Origin of the sequence: Bradyrhizobium sp. WSM1743 (assembly GCF_000473065.1) — a bacterium.
Lineage (GTDB): Bacteria > Pseudomonadota > Alphaproteobacteria > Rhizobiales > Xanthobacteraceae > Bradyrhizobium.
The window spans coordinates 18,923-34,247 of sequence record NZ_AXAZ01000058.1 but is presented as its reverse complement, the minus strand read 5'-3'; the positions used below and the strand labels follow the sequence as shown (position 1 = coordinate 34,247).

Annotated in this window: 17 protein-coding genes; 4 read left to right on the top strand and 13 right to left on the bottom strand. The window is 65.5% G+C overall.

Annotation, left to right across the window (positions count from 1 at the left end; genetic code table 11):
• Positions 1-11: 11 nt before the first annotated feature.
• Positions 12-1,487, bottom strand: coding sequence for an EAL domain-containing protein (locus tag YU9_RS0128230; protein ID WP_027575812.1), 1,476 nt, complete (start codon positions 1,485-1,487; stop codon positions 12-14).
• Positions 1,488-1,832: 345 nt separating this feature from the next.
• Here YU9_RS0128230 and YU9_RS0128225 point away from each other — a divergent pair, with 345 nt between their 5' ends.
• Positions 1,833-2,672, top strand: a complete 840-nt coding sequence (locus YU9_RS0128225; protein ID WP_027575811.1) for a class I SAM-dependent methyltransferase — start codon at positions 1,833-1,835, stop codon at positions 2,670-2,672.
• A 48-nt stretch (positions 2,673-2,720) separates the two neighbouring features.
• Here YU9_RS0128225 and YU9_RS0128220 read toward each other — a convergent pair whose 3' ends face one another.
• The 7 genes from YU9_RS0128220 to uvrC form a co-directional block, all read right to left on the bottom strand.
• Positions 2,721-3,851: a YihY/virulence factor BrkB family protein gene (locus YU9_RS0128220; protein WP_027575810.1), complete on the bottom strand. Its 1,131-nt coding sequence runs from the start codon at positions 3,849-3,851 to the stop codon at positions 2,721-2,723.
• The gene (locus tag YU9_RS0128215; RefSeq protein ID WP_027575809.1) at positions 3,851-4,465 is read right to left on the bottom strand and encodes a phage holin family protein; all 615 of its coding nucleotides are present in this window, start codon (positions 4,463-4,465) and stop codon (positions 3,851-3,853) included. The genes YU9_RS0128220 and YU9_RS0128215 overlap by 1 nt, the downstream gene beginning before the upstream one ends.
• A gap of 89 nt (positions 4,466-4,554) precedes the next feature.
• Positions 4,555-5,514 (bottom strand): 50S ribosomal protein L3 N(5)-glutamine methyltransferase, encoded by a 960-nt coding sequence (prmB, locus tag YU9_RS0128210; RefSeq protein ID WP_027575808.1) that lies wholly within the window; start codon positions 5,512-5,514, stop codon positions 4,555-4,557.
• On the bottom strand, positions 5,514-5,981 hold the full coding sequence (locus YU9_RS0128205) for a molybdenum cofactor biosynthesis protein MoaE (RefSeq protein ID WP_027575807.1): 468 nt from the start codon (positions 5,979-5,981) through the stop codon (positions 5,514-5,516). Before YU9_RS0128205 ends, prmB begins: the two co-directional genes overlap by 1 nt.
• 4 nt (positions 5,982-5,985) lie before the next feature.
• Positions 5,986-6,237, bottom strand: coding sequence for a molybdopterin converting factor subunit 1 (gene moaD / locus YU9_RS0128200; protein ID WP_027575806.1), 252 nt, complete (start codon positions 6,235-6,237; stop codon positions 5,986-5,988).
• Entirely contained in the window at positions 6,234-6,851 is a 618-nt protein-coding gene (gene pgsA, locus YU9_RS0128195) for a CDP-diacylglycerol--glycerol-3-phosphate 3-phosphatidyltransferase (RefSeq protein ID WP_027575805.1), read from the bottom strand. Before pgsA ends, moaD begins: the two co-directional genes overlap by 4 nt.
• Before the next feature lie 97 nt (positions 6,852-6,948).
• Positions 6,949-9,009, bottom strand: a complete 2,061-nt coding sequence (gene uvrC, locus YU9_RS0128190; RefSeq protein WP_027575804.1) for an excinuclease ABC subunit UvrC — start codon at positions 9,007-9,009, stop codon at positions 6,949-6,951.
• Between the two features lie 247 nt (positions 9,010-9,256).
• Here uvrC and YU9_RS0128185 point away from each other — a divergent pair, with 247 nt between their 5' ends.
• A complete protein-coding gene (locus YU9_RS0128185; protein WP_027575803.1) occupies positions 9,257-9,880 on the top strand; it encodes an outer membrane protein in 624 nt (207 codons plus the stop codon).
• A gap of 71 nt (positions 9,881-9,951) precedes the next feature.
• On the opposite strand, the gene YU9_RS0128180 is transcribed toward YU9_RS0128185, so the two are convergent.
• The 4 genes from YU9_RS0128180 to YU9_RS0128165 all read right to left on the bottom strand — a co-directional run bounded on the left by YU9_RS0128180 (position 9,952) and on the right by YU9_RS0128165 (position 12,687).
• Positions 9,952-10,167: a cold-shock protein gene (locus YU9_RS0128180; protein WP_008544396.1), complete on the bottom strand. Its 216-nt coding sequence runs from the start codon at positions 10,165-10,167 to the stop codon at positions 9,952-9,954.
• Positions 10,168-10,419: 252 nt separating this feature from the next.
• Entirely contained in the window at positions 10,420-11,280 is an 861-nt protein-coding gene (locus YU9_RS0128175; protein ID WP_027575802.1) for a 23S rRNA (adenine(2030)-N(6))-methyltransferase RlmJ, read from the bottom strand.
• A 133-nt stretch (positions 11,281-11,413) separates the two neighbouring features.
• The gene (locus YU9_RS0128170) at positions 11,414-12,106 is read right to left on the bottom strand and encodes a ribonuclease T2 (protein WP_027575801.1); all 693 of its coding nucleotides are present in this window, start codon (positions 12,104-12,106) and stop codon (positions 11,414-11,416) included.
• A 119-nt stretch (positions 12,107-12,225) separates the two neighbouring features.
• Entirely contained in the window at positions 12,226-12,687 is a 462-nt protein-coding gene (locus YU9_RS0128165; protein ID WP_027575800.1) for a hypothetical protein, read from the bottom strand.
• Positions 12,688-12,870: 183 nt separating this feature from the next.
• On the opposite strand from YU9_RS0128165, the gene YU9_RS0128160 reads away from it, so the two are divergent.
• Together YU9_RS0128160 and YU9_RS0128155 are read left to right on the top strand one after the other, a co-directional pair.
• Positions 12,871-13,176, top strand: a complete 306-nt coding sequence (locus YU9_RS0128160; protein WP_027575799.1) for a hypothetical protein — start codon at positions 12,871-12,873, stop codon at positions 13,174-13,176.
• Between the two features lie 44 nt (positions 13,177-13,220).
• Complete coding sequence (locus YU9_RS0128155) at positions 13,221-13,751, top strand: DUF3617 family protein (RefSeq protein WP_027575798.1); 531 nt, start codon at positions 13,221-13,223, stop codon at positions 13,749-13,751.
• Between the two features lie 178 nt (positions 13,752-13,929).
• On the opposite strand, the gene YU9_RS0128150 is transcribed toward YU9_RS0128155, so the two are convergent.
• Positions 13,930-15,318, bottom strand: coding sequence for an ATP-binding protein (locus YU9_RS0128150; RefSeq protein WP_027575797.1), 1,389 nt, complete (start codon positions 15,316-15,318; stop codon positions 13,930-13,932).
• Positions 15,319-15,325 lie beyond the last annotated feature (7 nt).

Below are 15,325 nucleotides of genomic sequence, written 5' to 3'. Positions count from 1 at the left end.
CGCGCGGCCGATCAGATGCGGCGCGCGAGCGCCGCGTTGCCGGTGATGCGTTGTGGCGGAGGCGCAGAAGACGTCGCGCCTGAGCTTGGTGTGCCGGAGCCATGAGGTCCCTGAATGTCTTTCGCCTGGTTCGGCGGCGCACCGGCGGTAGCAGATGCTCCCTCCGGCCGCAATGGTCGGGGCGGCGCGAACAGAAACCCCTGGCCGAACCGCACGTCGTAGTCGAGCAGGTCGACCACGGCGCGCTCGCCCTCGATCCGCTCGGCGATCAGGTCGATGCCGAAGCGGCCGAGCAGGTCTGAGAGGTCGGACGGATGGATGTCGGAGGTCGAGGCCTGCCTGGGGTCGAGCAGCAGCGTGGCCGGCACCTTGATGAAGCGTACCCCGCGATCGGCCAGCTCGCGCGGCTCGATGCGTAGATCCGTGACATGGTCGATCGAGAAGCGGAAGCCGCGCTGGGCGAGCGCAGCGAGGTTCTCGGTCTCCGCCGGGCCGAGATTGCGGAACGTCGACTGCTTGAACTCCAGCACCAGCGAGGGCGCCAGCGCGCGGTTGGCTTCGAGGAAGTCGAGGCATTGCGCGAAGGTGGTGGAATTGCCCAGCGTGGAGGCCGCGACGTTGCAGAACACGCCGACGTCCTTGTTGCGAACCATCAGGCGCCGCAGCACCTGCACGCAGCGCAGCATCACCATGTTGTCGATGCGCCCGATCAGCCCGGAGGCTTCCGCGATGCTGATGAACTCCTCGGCGGCGATCAGCTGGTCGCGCTCGTCACGCAGGCGCGTCACCGCCTCGTAGAACCGCACCTTGCGCTGCGGCAGCGTCACCATCGGCTGCAGGAAGATGTCGATGCGGTTCTCGTCGATTGCATTGCGCAGCGTCGCCAGCAACTGGGTCTGGTTGCGTCCGTTGCCGGCCTGGACCGGGTTGGCGGGTTGGGCCTGAACCGCCGGCGCCGGCCGCGGCGGCGGCACGGGAAGCGGAGGAGGGGCGACCGGCTTCTCCTTGAAGGCGTCAGCCAGATCGATCGGCGTCTCCGGCTCGGGCGTCGTGACCGGGGCGGGAGCTGGCGCCGGCGCGTTGCCGGCCAGCAGATCCTCATGAGCAGCCACGGTGGTGGCGAGCTGCCTGACCAATCCGCCCAGCTCGTTGATCTCGCCGATCACCGACTGGACGCGGTCGGAATTGGCCGAATTGGACGAGGCGATGCGGCCCTCGATCGCAGCTAACCGGCGCCCGAACTCGGCCACCTGGCGGGCGAGGTCGGCGGTGCCCCGCGAGAGGTCGGCAATCTGGCCGCCGACGTCGCTGCGGTCGCGCAGCCGCATCGACACGGCGTTGTAGAGGATCAGGAAGGTCAGCGCGGTCAGCGCCACGATCGCCGATTCCGTTCCGCTGATGCCGGCGACCGAATAGAGCGCGAGCCCGAGCGAGGCCGCGACCAGGACCATGCAGATGGCGATGAAGATCGTCGAAATGCGAATCATGCCGCGCGTTCGCCTCAAGAGCTGACTGCCTCACCCCGGGAAAGCACGGGCCGCGTCCGAACCCGTCACGCCTCATGCTTCCCTAGAATGCATGACCCTAACATCATTGTTGATTCGAGGGGATAGCGACTGTCTCGGAGCCTCTCAGGCCCGCGCGGCGAAAGCCTTCGAGGTAGCCGGTCAGGCTCGGGATCGAGCAGGAAGTCCTCGAACAGAGACGTCACACCTCCTCTCCGGCTCCCGCGCGGAAATCAAGGCGCTCTCAGCGTAAAATCACGCCGCCCTCAAGGCCAGCGAGCCGCATGCGCCCTATCGTCCCGGCGTCTTCAACCGCAGGAGATTGCCATGTCGACATCCGCCGCGCTCAAGCCAGCCGCAGCCCAACCTGATCTTGCCGCCGTCAAGCAGCGCCAGCACGGCGCCTGGTCATCGGGCGACTATGCCGTGGTCGGCACCACCTTGCAGATCGTCGGCGAGCAGCTCTGTGAGGCAATCGACTTACGCGCCGGCAGCAAGGTGCTGGACGTCGCCGCCGGCAACGGCAATGCGACGCTGGCGGCGGCGCGGCGCTGGTGCGACGTCACATCCACCGACTACGTGCCGGCGCTGCTCAAGCGCGGGCGCGAGCGCGCTGCGGCCGAACATCTCGTGGTTGAGTTCCGCGAGGCGGATGCCGAAGCGCTGCCGTTTGCCGACGCCAGCTACGACGTCGTGCTCTCGACCTTCGGCGTGATGTTCACGCCGGACCAGGACAAGGCGGCCTCCGAGCTCGCGCGGGTCTGCAAATCCGGCGGCAAGATCGGCCTCGCCAACTGGACGCCGCAAGGTTTCATCGGCCAGCTGTTCAAGACCATCGGCAAGCATCTGCCGCCGCCGGCGGGGGTGAAGTCACCGGCGCTGTGGGGTACGGTGGCGCGGCTGGAAGAGATGTTCGCGAGCCAGGCTTCCGAGATCGTTGCCGAGCCGCGCATGTTCGTGTTCCGCTATCGCTCGCCGGAGCACTGGCTCGAAATCTTCAAGACCTTCTACGGGCCGACGCTGAAGGCGTTTGCCGCGCTCGACGAAACCGGCCAAGCGGCGCTGACGCGCGATCTCCTGGCGCTGCTCGGGGAATTCAACCACGCCGACGATGGCACGATCGTGGTGCACAGCGAATATCTGGAAGCCGTGATCACCAAGCGCTGACAGCGCCTGAGATGCGGTCAGGCCGGCCTCCGGCCTGACCGCCACCGATCAAAATGGCCCAGTGGCGCCGACCGTGTCGGCCGAGACGGCTTCGCGGCTGCCGAGCGGCTTCGGCCGTCCGGTGGTGGTGTCGCGCAGCGTCTGCCGCTCGATCTCCGAATTCAGCTCGGCGCCGAACATGATGACGATCGCCGACATCCACATCCACGTCATCAGGCCGATCGCAGCGCCCAGAGAGCCGTAGGTCGCATTGTAATTGGCGAATTCCGAGAGGTACCAGGACAGCAGCGCCGAACCGGCGATCCAGAGGATCGCGGCCGTCACGGCGCCGAGGCTCAGCCATTGCCAGCGCGGCGCGTCACGGCTGGGCGCGAAGCGGTAGAGGATGGCGAGTGCGACCAGCAGGATCAGGAACAGCAGCGGCCATCGTGCGAGCGCGACGATCAGCTTGCTTTCGGGCGCCATGCCGAGATGATTGAGCGCAAGCGGGAAGGCGACGACGGCCGCCACCATCAACAGCAGCGCCACGATGCCGCCGACGGTGAAGGCCAGCGAGACCATGTTCAGCCGGATGAAGCTGCGCTTCTCGCGTTCCTCATAGGCGACGTTGAGGGCGTCAAAGATCGCCTTGACACCGGCATTGGCGCTCCAGATCGCAAGCAGCAGGCCGAACAGGAACGTGACACCGAGCGTCGCATTGCCGTTCGACACCACGCGCGCGACCTGGTCTTCGACGATCTGGAACGAGCCCTCGGGCAGCATGGTCGCAAGCGTCTGGAGGTTGGCGCTGATCGTCGCGGGATCGGCGAACAGGGCATAAGAGGAGACGAGCGCGGTGACTGCGGGGAAGAGCGCGAGCAGCCCGAAGAAGACGACACCGCCCGCCGTCGCAAGCAGGCGATCCTCGTCGATGCGCTGATAGGTCCGCCAGAAAATATCCTTCCAGCCCGACCAGGGAATTTCGAATGGACTTTTCGCCCGGCGACCGCGGCCGGGTTGCGCGGCGGCGCCCGCCGGGTTCGTTTCCGGTGAATTCGCTTCGGCTTTGCGGTGGTCCTGCGGAGGCCCCAACCGGATCAGGCCGGAATCCTGAAAGTAGCGCTCCGCCGTCAGCACGAAGATGGCCGTCGCCGCCACTAGGAGCCAGGAGTCGATCGGTTCGGAGCGGCGCGCCAGCATCACGCCTCCAGACTGTGCCTGTGGCGCCGCCTCCGGGCGGCCAACCCGACCAGGCCGACCGCCGCGAGCATCAGGCCAAGTTGCACGGGTCGGTTGGCGCGGACCGGCCAAGCCGTGCTGCCATAAGGCTTCCTGCCAAAAGCTTTGCTGCCATGACCGCGTTCCCCCGGCGCGAGCGGCACGAGGGGAATCGTCGTTGCCACCTCCTTCACCGCCTGCGTGACCGTTCCGCGCGGGATCCGCGGCGTCGCGACCGCCGCGCGCAGGCGGCTCGCAAGCGGCACGATCGGCTTGGGCTTGCGCCTCATCTGCGCCATCGCCACCCCGGCACAGACCGCAGCCAGCACCAGCAGCACTGCGCCGACGGCGCCAAAACCCCAGAATTGCCCGTAGGTGATGGCGACCCAGCGGTACAAGGCCATCAGCGCGACGAAGAATGCTGCGATAACGAACAGGCCCGCGACTGCGAACAGTCCGCCGGCCACCGCGTAAGATGTCACCTTGCCGGTGGCCTGGCTGGTCTGGTCACGCAGATAGGATTGAGCGGCGCGTTTGAGGTGGTTGAGCTTGAGCGCCATGCCGGCGCGCAGCAATTCGCCCGATGGCGCGAGCATGCGGACATCCTCCGAGAGCGAAAAAATGCATCGGAGGATGAACGTGGCGGTATTTGACTTGTTCCGAGGAAGCGCACACGTCGCAGAGGCTAGCCAAGATCGGCGGCTGCGATCCAGAACACCTCGCCCTCGGAATCTTCGGTGTCGAGCCAGAGCAGCGGCAATTCCGGAAAGGCCGCGTCGGCCAGCTCGCGGCCGCGGCCGATCTCGCAGATCAGACCGCCGTCCGGCGTCAGGTGACCGGGCGCATCGCGCAGGATGCGGCGCACCACGTCGAGACCGTCGGCGCCGCCGTCGAACGCGAGCTTCGGCTCGGCCCGGCACTCCGGCGGCAGCGCCGCCATGCCTTCGGCGTCGACGTAAGGCGGATTGGTGATGATCAGGTCGTATCTGTTGTCGCCGAGCGGGGCGAACAGGTCGCCGCGATAGAGGCTGATCCGATCCGCGAGCCCGTATTCGCCGACATTGCGGGCGGCAACTTCAAGTGCACCCTTGGAGATGTCGACGGCATCGACCGCAGCATTCGGGAAATGATGCGCGGCGAGGATCGCGAGGCATCCCGACCCCGTGCAGAGATCGAGCACGCGCGCGACAGCCGTGGGATCGTCGATCAGCGAGCCGGCCTCGCCGTCGGCGCCGAAATGCGAATCCAGCAGCTCGCCGATGAAGGAGCGCGGAACGATCACGCGCTCGTCCACGTAAAAGGGCAAGCCGCGCATATAGATCTTGTTGACGAGATAGGCGGCCGGCTTGCGCGTCGTGACGCGCTGATGGATGAGGTCGAGGATGGTCTTGCCTTCTGCGGCCGTGACGCGCGCGTGGGCAAAGCCCTCGAACTGGTCGGGATTGAGATGGAGCGCCTCGCAGACCAGGAAAACGGCTTCCGCGACCGGATCGGTGGTGCCATGGGCGAAGGCGAGCTTGGCTTCGACGAAACGGCTCACGGCATAGCGGACGAAGTCGAGTAGCGTGAGAAGCTCGCCGCGTCCGACTTTCGCAAGCTTCGGCGCGGCGCGGCCGCGCGCGGTTTTTTTGGAGGCTCTTGCCATCAGGATTTCGTCCAGCGCGCGGCGGCTTCGTCGTCACGGGCGTGGGCCTCGACCCAGCCGGTGCCGGTGGCGCTCTCTTCCTTCTTCCAGAACGGCGCACTGGTCTTGAGATAGTCCATCAGGAACTCGGCCGCCTGGAACGCGGCCTGTCGGTGCTGCGAGGCGGTCAGCACCAGCACGATGTTCTGGCCGGGCATGAAGCGGCCGACGCGATGGATCACCGTGACGCCGTTGAGCGGCCAGCGCGAAATGGCCTCGTCGGCGTGACGCCTGATCTCTTCCTCCGCCATGCCGGGATAATGTTCGAGCGTGAGCGCGGCGATCTTCGCGCTATCCTCGTCGGCGCGGCAAATGCCGGAAAAGCTCACGACCGCGCCGATATCGGTCCGGCTGTCGGTCAGGATCGCGATCTCGCGCGCGATGTCGAAATCGTCTTCCTGGATACGGATGGTGACAGGGCAGGTCATGAGCCTAGCCGCCGGTCATCGGCGGGAAGAACGCGATCTCGCGGGCGCCCGCGATCGCGGCGTCTGATTTGACGTGGGCGTGGTCGATTGCGGTGCGGATCACCTTCGGCTTCTCGAACGCATACGCATAGGCCTCGCTTTGGCCGGAGAGCCAGGCGATCAGCTCCTCGACGGTGCGCACGCTTGCGGGCGGCTCGATCGTCTCTTCGGCCTTGCCGACGCGCTCGCGCACCCAGGCGAAATACTTCACCTTCATCCCTCGTCCTCCTTGATGAGGTGATGGATGCCGGCGCGGAAATAGTCGTAGCCGGTGTAGATGGTGAGGATCGCCGAAGCCCACAGCAGCGCGAGGCCAATCATCGAGACGACCGGCACCACCTCATCGCCGGCTGGCCCAGCAAGCAGGAAGCCGATGGCGACGAGCTGGACCGTGGTCTTCCATTTGGCGAGCTTGGTCACGGGCACGCTGACGCGCAGCGCGGCGAGGTATTCGCGCAGGCCCGAAACCAGGATCTCGCGGCACAGGATCACGATGGCGGCCCACAGCGACCAGCCGTGGATGATGCCGTCCGCGGCCAGCATCAGCAGGCAGGAGGCGACCAGCAGCTTGTCGGCGATCGGGTCGAGCATCCGGCCGAACGCCGATTGCTGATTCCAGATCCGCGCATAATAGCCGTCGAGGTAATCGGTCACACCGGCCGCAATGAAAAGGGCGACCGCAACCCAGCGCAGCCAGAGCGGCTGATCCAGAATCGACTGCGCATAGATGCATCCGACCACGACCGGGATCGCGGCGATCCGGCCATAGGTCAGGATGTTGGGGAGGGACATCGCGCGGCTGGTGGTCCCTCGTGTCGTGGCGATGTTCATCCGTCCTACCAATACCGCTCGGGCCCCAAGGTCAACCGTTCCGCTCCCCAGATGGGCGCAGGATGCAACGACCATATGACCGCGGTCCCCCTTTAGTTCATCCCGGCTGGGGATGGAAATATTCGAAAATCCTGCGCGCGCTCTCGGCGCTGACCCCCGGAACCTTGCCGAGATCGGCAATCGAGGCCCGTTCGATCTCCTTCAGGGTTCCGAAATGGTGCAGCAAGGCACGTTTGCGTGACGGGCCGATGCCCGGAATCTCCTGCAAGCCGGCTTCGCGGATGTCCTTCTTGCGCAGCTTGCGGTGCGAGCCGATGACGAAGCGGTGGGCCTCGTCGCGCAGGCGCTGGATGAAATAGAGCACGGGATCGCGCGGCTCCAGCTTGATCGCCTCGCGCTCCGGCATGAACAGGGTCTCGCGGCCGGCATCCCGGTCCGGTCCCTTGGCGACCGACATCAGCGACACCTGGGTCAGCCCGAGATTGGCAAAGATCTCGCGGACGGCATTGAGCTGGCCGCGGCCGCCATCGATGATGACGAGGTCCGGCCATTGCGGGAAGTCGTCGTCCTTCGCCTTGGCCGCGCCCTCCTCGGGCGGATTGATCAGGCGCTTGAAGCGGCGCTCCAGCACCTCGCGCATCATGGCGAAGTCATCGCCGGGCGTGATCCCTTCCGACTTGATGTTGAACTTGCGGTACTGGTTTTTCACAAAGCCGTCGGGGCCGGCGACGATCATGGCGCCGACCGCATTGGTGCCCTGGATGTGGCTGTTGTCGTAGACCTCGATGCGCTTGGGCGGGTGCGGCAGGTTCAGCGTCGTGGCCATGGCCTCGAGCAGCCGGCTTTGCGTCGCGGTGTCCGCGAGCTTGCGGCCGAGCGCCTCGCGCGCATTGGTCAGCGCGTGGGTGACGAGCTCCTTCTTCTCGCCGCGCTTGGGCGCGGTGACCTCGACCTTGTGGCCGGCCTTGATCGAGAGCGCATTGGCGAGCAGCTCGCATTCCTCGATCTCGTGCGAGAGCAGGATGTTCTTCGGCGGTGGCTTGTCGTCGTAGAACTGGGCGAGGAACGAGCCGAGCACTTCTTCCGGCGTAAAGCTCTTTTCCGCGCGTGGGAAGTAGGCGCGGTTGCCCCAGTTCTGGCCGGTGCGGAAGAAGAACACCTCGACGCAGGAGAAGCCGCCCTCCTGGTGGATGGCGAACACGTCGGCTTCTTCCACCGTGCGCGGATTGATGCCCTGCTGCGACTGGATCGCCGACAGTGCGGCGAGGCGGTCGCGGTAGAGTGCGGCGCGCTCGAATTCGAGCTCATTGGCCGCCTTCTCCATCTCGCCGGCGAGCTCCTGCTTCACCGCATGGCTCTTGCCGGACAGAAAGTCGCTCGCCTCGCGCACCAGCGTTGAGTAGCCGCCGAAGTCGATCTCGCGGGTGCAGGGGCCGGCGCAGCGGCGGATCTGGTAGAGCAGGCAGGGCCGGGTGCGGCTCTCGAAGAAGGAATCGGTGCAGGAGCGGATCAGGAACGCGCGCTGCAGCGCCGTTATGGTGCGGTTGACCGCGCCGGCGGAGGCGAATGGGCCGAAATAGCGCCCGGGCCGGGTCTGCGCCCCGCGATGCTTGAGGATCTGCGGCGCCCAATGATCGCCGGTGATCAGGATGTAGGGAAACGACTTGTCGTCGCGTAGCTGCACGTTGAAGCGCGGCCGCAGCTGCTTGATAAGGTTGGCTTCCAGCAGCAGCGCCTCGGTCTCGGTGTTGGTCGAGACGATCTCCACGGTCACCGTGGCGGCGATCATGCGCAGGATGCGGGCCGGCAGCGGCGCACTTTGGCGCGCATAGCTGGACAGGCGCTTTTTGACGTTCTTGGCTTTGCCGACATAGAGCACGTCGGCGCTCGCATTGAGCATGCGATAGACGCCGGGGGAGGTGGGTGCGAGCCGAACCGCGCGCTCGATCGCCTCGTGACCGATCGCCAGCGGGCCCTCGCCGACCGTGCCGCTCTCTTCCAGGATATCCGGCAGCAGCGCATCGTCCTCGTCGTCGCCGCCTGCTGCCGCGGGATCGACGTCCGGCGCTGCCAGCCGCTCGGGCGGCGCGTCGCTCGCAGCGGCCGGCGGCGACTTGCGCGCGCGGTCGTCTTGATTGTCGGAGGAATCGTGAACCATGGGGCGAATTTAGGTATTGGGGGCGCTGATTTGAAGTTCCGGCCATGCGGCACGCACAGGATGGCAGCCAGTTCCCGGTAACGCTTCCTTAAGTCTGTTAAGCGGGCGGTAACCCGACTTAACAGCCCTTTAACTTAAAACTCTCGATAAATCTGACGCGAAAAGTTCTTGGTTCCGTAACCATGCGACGGGCCCGGCGCGGCGGCGCGGGCATCGCGAGGTTGCGACAGTTGCGTTGGAGTGAGTGATGAAGAGGCTCGTTGTGGGCGCAGCCGCGTTGGTTGCAGCCGGCTGGACAGCTTCGGCAGAGGCCGCCGATCTCAATTACGGGCAGCGTGCGCCCTACACCGTCAATCAGCCGCTCAATGCCTATAGCTGGGCAGGTCCCTATCTCGGCGGCAACATCGGTTATGAATGGGGCTCGGTCGACAACAACCCCACGAAGCCATCGGGCTTCGTTGGCGGCGTGCAAGCCGGCTACAATTTCCAGAACGGCCCGTGGGTGTTCGGTGTCGAGGGCGACATCCAGGCCACCGGCGCCGACGACACCTTCGCGCCGTGGAAATTCTCCAATCCGTGGTTCGGCACCCTGCGAGGCCGCGCCGGCTATGCGTTCAGCAATGTGCTGTTCTACGGCACCGCCGGCCTCGCCTTCGGCGAGCTGCGTGGGCAGACCTTCGGCTGGACGGAGTCGCACACCACTGCGGGCTGGACCATCGGTGCCGGCGCGGAAGTGGGCCTCGCGCCGAACTGGAGCGCCAAGCTCGAATATCTCTACATCGATCTGTCGACGAGTCAGTTCGCAATTACGGGCGTGTCGAACGGCTATAGCGCCAGCGTTGTCCGCGCAGGCGTGAACTATCACTTCTGACATCCAGAGAAGAAAATACCGGACCAGCCTCCCGGCCGCTCGCGGCCGGGATTTTTTTTGCTCGGGGCGCGCTAGGAGAGGATCACCAAATTGACCGCCTTCGGTCCCTTCCCCTTCTTGTCCGGCTCGACTTCGAAAGTAATACGCTGTCCTTCGGCGAGGTCCTTCAGTCCCGCCCGCTCCACAGCGGTGATGTGAACGAAGACATCGCGACCGCCGTCATCAGGCTTGATGAAGCCGTAGCCTCGCTCGCCGTTGAAGAACTTGACCGTTCCCGTCATGGCCATCGGGAAACTCCCCCTCATTGCTCCTCCGCCGCGACGCAGACTCACGTCACGACATGACCGGGCCTCACGGAGCCCGGGAGCTGGCCATCCTTGGACGGACCTCACAGGTCCGGCGGGATCTTTCTTAGGGCCTTCACTCCGCCGCAACCATTCGCGGAAGCGGAACGTAAAGCCAGTCACGGAAATAGCATAATACGGTTCTTTGCAGATTGACTACCGGTCCTGCATATTTTTCCCAAGAATGCCGGAGTGTTACGGTCCCGGCACCTCCAATCGGAATCTGGCAGCCCCGCCCTGGCCGAGCGGCATTTCCAGCTCGGGCAGGATGGTCTTGAGCTCGCCGTGCAGCGTATAGGGCGGATTGACGATCAGGAGCCCAGTGGAGGTGAGGGCGGCGCTGTCGGCTTGCGGCGCGACGCTGAATTCGAGGCGCAGGCATTTCCCCGGCGGCTTTGCTGCAGCTGCGAGCCGCGCGGCCGTCTGGGCCAGCGTGTCGGTGGCCCGCCGGTTCTTGGCCGGATACCAAATGACATAGATACCGGTCGGCCATTTCGCGAAGGCCGCCGTGAAGGCGTCGCCGAGCCGCTCGAACTCGTCCTTGGCCTCGAACGGCGGGTCGATCAGCACGAGGCCGCGCCGCTCTTTCGGCGGCACGAAGGCCGGCAGTGCCACCCAGCCGTCGAGATCGACCACGCGGGCCTGTTCGTCGCGGCGCAGCACGTCGATCAGCGCTTTCCGCGCCTTCGGCTCGAGCTCGCAGGCGACGAGCCGGTCTTGCGGTCTGAGCAGGCCGCGCGCAATCAGCGGCGAGCCTGGATAAGCCCTAAGCTCGCCCTTCGGATTGAAGGCGCGGACAATGTCGAGATAGGGCTTGGTCAGCGCCGCGGTCTCGCTCGACAGGCGCGCCTGCAGCAGCCGCGCAATGCCGGTCAGCCATTCGCCGCCGCGGCGCGCCTCGTCGCTGTCGAGATCGTAGAGCCCGGCGCCGGCATGGGTGTCGATGACGCGGAACGCCGCTGGCTTGTCCTGCAAGTAAGTAAGAATGCGCGCCAGCACGATGTGCTTGATGACATCGGCGAAGCTGCCGGCGTGGAAGGCGTGGCGGTAGTTCATGTCGGACAGTTACGACATCGCGCGATGAAAGTAACTGCCGTCATTCCGGGGCGGTGCGCAGCACCGAACCCGGAATCTCGAGATTTCCGGGTCTGGTGCTAACGCACCATCCCGGAATGACGACGAGAGCTAGCTACCCGCCCCTGATCGGCGGCATCGTCACCTGGTCGCGGCGGCAGGCGCGGCGCTCGATCTCGTCGCAGGCGCGGAATTGCAGGTCCTTGCTGAGGCAGATGCGGACCTCGGAGAGCCGTGTCCGGTTGCAGGTCACCGAGACGGCGGCATTGCTGAGACCGGGATTGGCCTTGATGAAGGCCTCCTCGACCTCCGCCGGCGCCACGGTCTTGGCCTGCGACAGATCGAGATATTCGGCCGGGATCTTGATCGCGGCGCGCGCCTTGCGGATCGTCTCGAAATAGCTGCGGCCTTCGAGCCCGGAGCAGGTGCCGTGCTTGTCCCATTCGTTGAAGATCAGGCCCGGCGCCGGCATCAGGTCGAGCATCGAGGAGACGATGCTGCGATTGAGCCGCGGCGCCGGCCGCTGGCAGTATTCCGGAAAGCCGTTCTCATATTGCGGCCACAGCCCATGCACCACGAAGGCGTAGGGCCGCCCGCCGCATTGCATCTGTGACCGGCCGCCGCGCTCGGCTGCCTCCTCGCAGAACGAGGGCGACCAGGACAGCGACAGCACATAGAAATCGAATTCGCCGGGCGCGTTCTGCCGCTTGTCCTGCGCTTTCGCGCCGCCGGCGAGCGACGCCAGCCCGGCGGCAAGGGTGAGTGAGATCACAAGACGGGAGAACGAACGCAATCTGGAATGAAACATGGCGGCGCCCCTCAACTAGACTGTGCAAGCGAGCCTAGCAGGCGATGAGAACATTTCAAGAACAAATTTCGGGCGCCAATCGTTCGGCCGCTTGATCGGACCGAATCAGGGCTTTCGAATCAGGGCTTGGCGGCGCGGCAGGCCGGGTTGTAGGCCCAGTTACGGTCGACCCCGACCACGCACCATTCGACGCCGTTGCCGTAGCCGGCGAAGCCGCCATCCTCGATGATCGAGAAGTGCACCTTGCGCACCTTGCCGTCATTGAGCGTGGCGTCGCCGGTGCAGTAGCGGCGCGGAATGTTGTCGGACTGCCAGGGGCGGAACGCGACTTCGCGAACGGCGGAGAAGCCGGTGATCTGCAACGAGGAATTCCAGAACGAGCTTTCTTTCTCCCAGAACTGGGTGGCGATCGTCGGCAGGGCCTTGTCGCAATCGGCGACGGCGCCGTCATAGCGCGGCCCGCTCAGCCAGAAATTCATCTCGAGTCCATTGGCGGCTTTGGCCTCTCCGAGCGACAGTGCCCCGAACATGAGGCCGAGCACGGCGGCAAAGCGGAGCGATTTCAGGGAGGGGGCGCGCATGATCAATCCGGACGTTCAAGTCTTGCGAAGGTGGGACGGTGCCGCGAAGGCGGGGGGAGGTCAAGTGCAGCGCGGCAACACTTTGCCAGGAGTTGACCAAGACGTCGCGGCCAACTGGCCTTCGGTTCTTTTCACTTCCATCCCGGCACCGTAAACTGCCGCCAGCCAATTGGAGTGACGGGAATGCGAATCATTGCGGCCGCGGGCCTTTTTGCCGGCCTGGTTGTCTCGAGTACGATGGCGAGCCAGCCGGCGCGCGCCGATATCCTTCCGGTGCCTCCGTTCAAGGGCAACGACACCGGCGGTATCATCGCCTATTCGATGGCGAGTCAAGTCGACGCGCGTCAGGTCGCTGTCGATCACTGCGCGCGTTACGGCAAGGTGGTGAAATTCCTGGGCGTGCAGGCCTATGAGGGCGGATATATCTCGTTCTCCTGCCGCTGGGTGCCCTATGGCGCCGCCGATCGGCCGATCCGCACGCTGTACTGAGGCGCTCTCGCAGCGCCGTACTCTCTCAGCCGGGAGCCTTCCACATGACGCGCAAACTCGCTTTGCTCGGCTCGACGCTTTGCCTCGCGTTGTCGGCAGGCAGCGCCGGCGCCGACGACCTGCCGGTGCGCAAGGCCGGTCTTTGGGAAATGAAGCTGGTCACATCAGGCTCGCCGGTGCCCGAGATGACCATGCAGCACTGCACCGACGAGACCGTCGACAGGGAGATGAGCAACAACGTCTCCCCGATGGCCAAGCAGATCTGCGCCAAGCAGGAGATCAAGAAGACCGCGACCGGCTATGGCAGCGATTCCGAGTGCAGCGTCGCCGGTGTCAGCACGACCTCGCATGCCGAGATCACTGGCGATTTCAACTCGGCCTACACGGTGAAGACGACCTCGCATGCGCAAGGCGGCGTCGCCGGCGCGGCGGGGCGCGACAACACCACGACGCTGCAAGCCAAGTGGCTAGGAGCCTGCAAGCCGGAGCAGAAGCCCGGCGACATCGTGATGCCCGGCGGCTTCAAGATGAACGTGCGCGACATGGACAAGCTGAAGGCGCTGCTGCCGAAGTAGGTCAGTCGTGAGCTCGTAGCTCGCGGAAATCGGTGCGCTCGCCCCGTTCTTACGGGGAGAGGGTTGTGGGGTGAGGGGCCTCTCCGCACGCGAAATTGCCGAGAGACCTGTACCCCCTCACCCGGATCGCAAGAGCGATTCGACCTCTCCCCGCAAACGGGGAGAGGTGAACGGTCAGCTACACCGGAATCCGCACGCTCGCCCGCAAGCCCCCCATCGGGCTGTCACCCAGCGTGATGTCGCCGCCGTGCGAGCGGGCGATGTCGCGGGCGATGGCGAGGCCAAGGCCCGTGCCGCCTTCGTCCTGGTTGCGGGCGTTATCCAGCCGCAGGAACGGCTTGAACACCTCTTCGCGCAAGTGCGCGGGAATGCCCGGGCCGTCGTCCTCGATCGTGACGGTGAGATAACGGTGATCGCGCTGGCCGGTGATGGCGATGGCCTTGCCGTAGCGCGCCGCGTTGGTGACGAGATTGGCGAGGCAGCGCTTGAACGAGGCCGGCTTCACCGTCACCACCGGCAGGCCGTGGAAGGCCACGGTCGCGGTATGACCATGGCGCTCGGCGTCGCTGCGCAGCTCCTCGAGCGCTTGCGCCATGTCGGTCGGCTGCGACTGCTCGCCGGAATCGCCGCGGGCAAACGCGAGGTAATCCTCCAGCATCATCGACATCTCGTCGACGTCCTTGCGCATGCCCTCGAGCTCGGGGCTGTCGCCGATCAGCGCCAGCTCGAGCTTGAAGCGGGTCAGGATGGTGCGCAGGTCGTGGCTGACGCCGGCGAGCATCGCGGTGCGCTGCTCCATCGTGCGCTCGATGCGCGACTTCATTTCCAGGAAGGCGACCGCCGCACGCCGCACCTCGCGCGCGCCCCTCGGACGGAAATTCGGCGCCTCGCGGCCCTTGCCGAAACTTTCGGCAGCATCGGCAAGGCGCAGGATCGGCTTGATCTGGTTGCGCAGGAACAGCACGGCGACGATCAACAGGATCGAGGACGTGCCGACCATCCAGAACAGGAAGATCTCCGAATTCGAGGCATAGGCGGCGCTGCGCTGCGCGAACACGCGCATCACGGCATCGTCGAGCTGGATGCGGATCTCGACCAGGTTGGAGCGGCCGACCGTGTCGATCCAGAACGAGCGGCCGATCTGGCGGCCGAGCTGCACCGACAGCGTCTGGTCGAGCAGCGAGAAGAACGGTTTTGGTCCCGGCGGCGGCATGTCGCCGGCGGGCAGGAAGTCGACAACGAGGCCGAGGCGCTGCTGCGCGATGCGGCGGATCTGGTCGCGGTCCTTGTCCTGCGGATAGCCTTTGTAGACGTCGATCAGCGCGGCGATGTCCTGCACCACCGCAGCCGACAATCTGCGTGTCACCGTGTTCCAGTGCCGCTCCATGAACACGAAAGCGACGACCGATTGCAGCACCACCATCGGCACGATCATGATGAGGAGCGCGCGGGCGTAGAGGCCGGTCGGCATCCAGCCCTTGAATGCATTGCCCATCCAGCCATTCGCCGCCGAAACGCGGCCGGCGGCGCTCTTCAGAAGCGTGAGGCCGGTATCGATCGTGCTCATCTAGCGC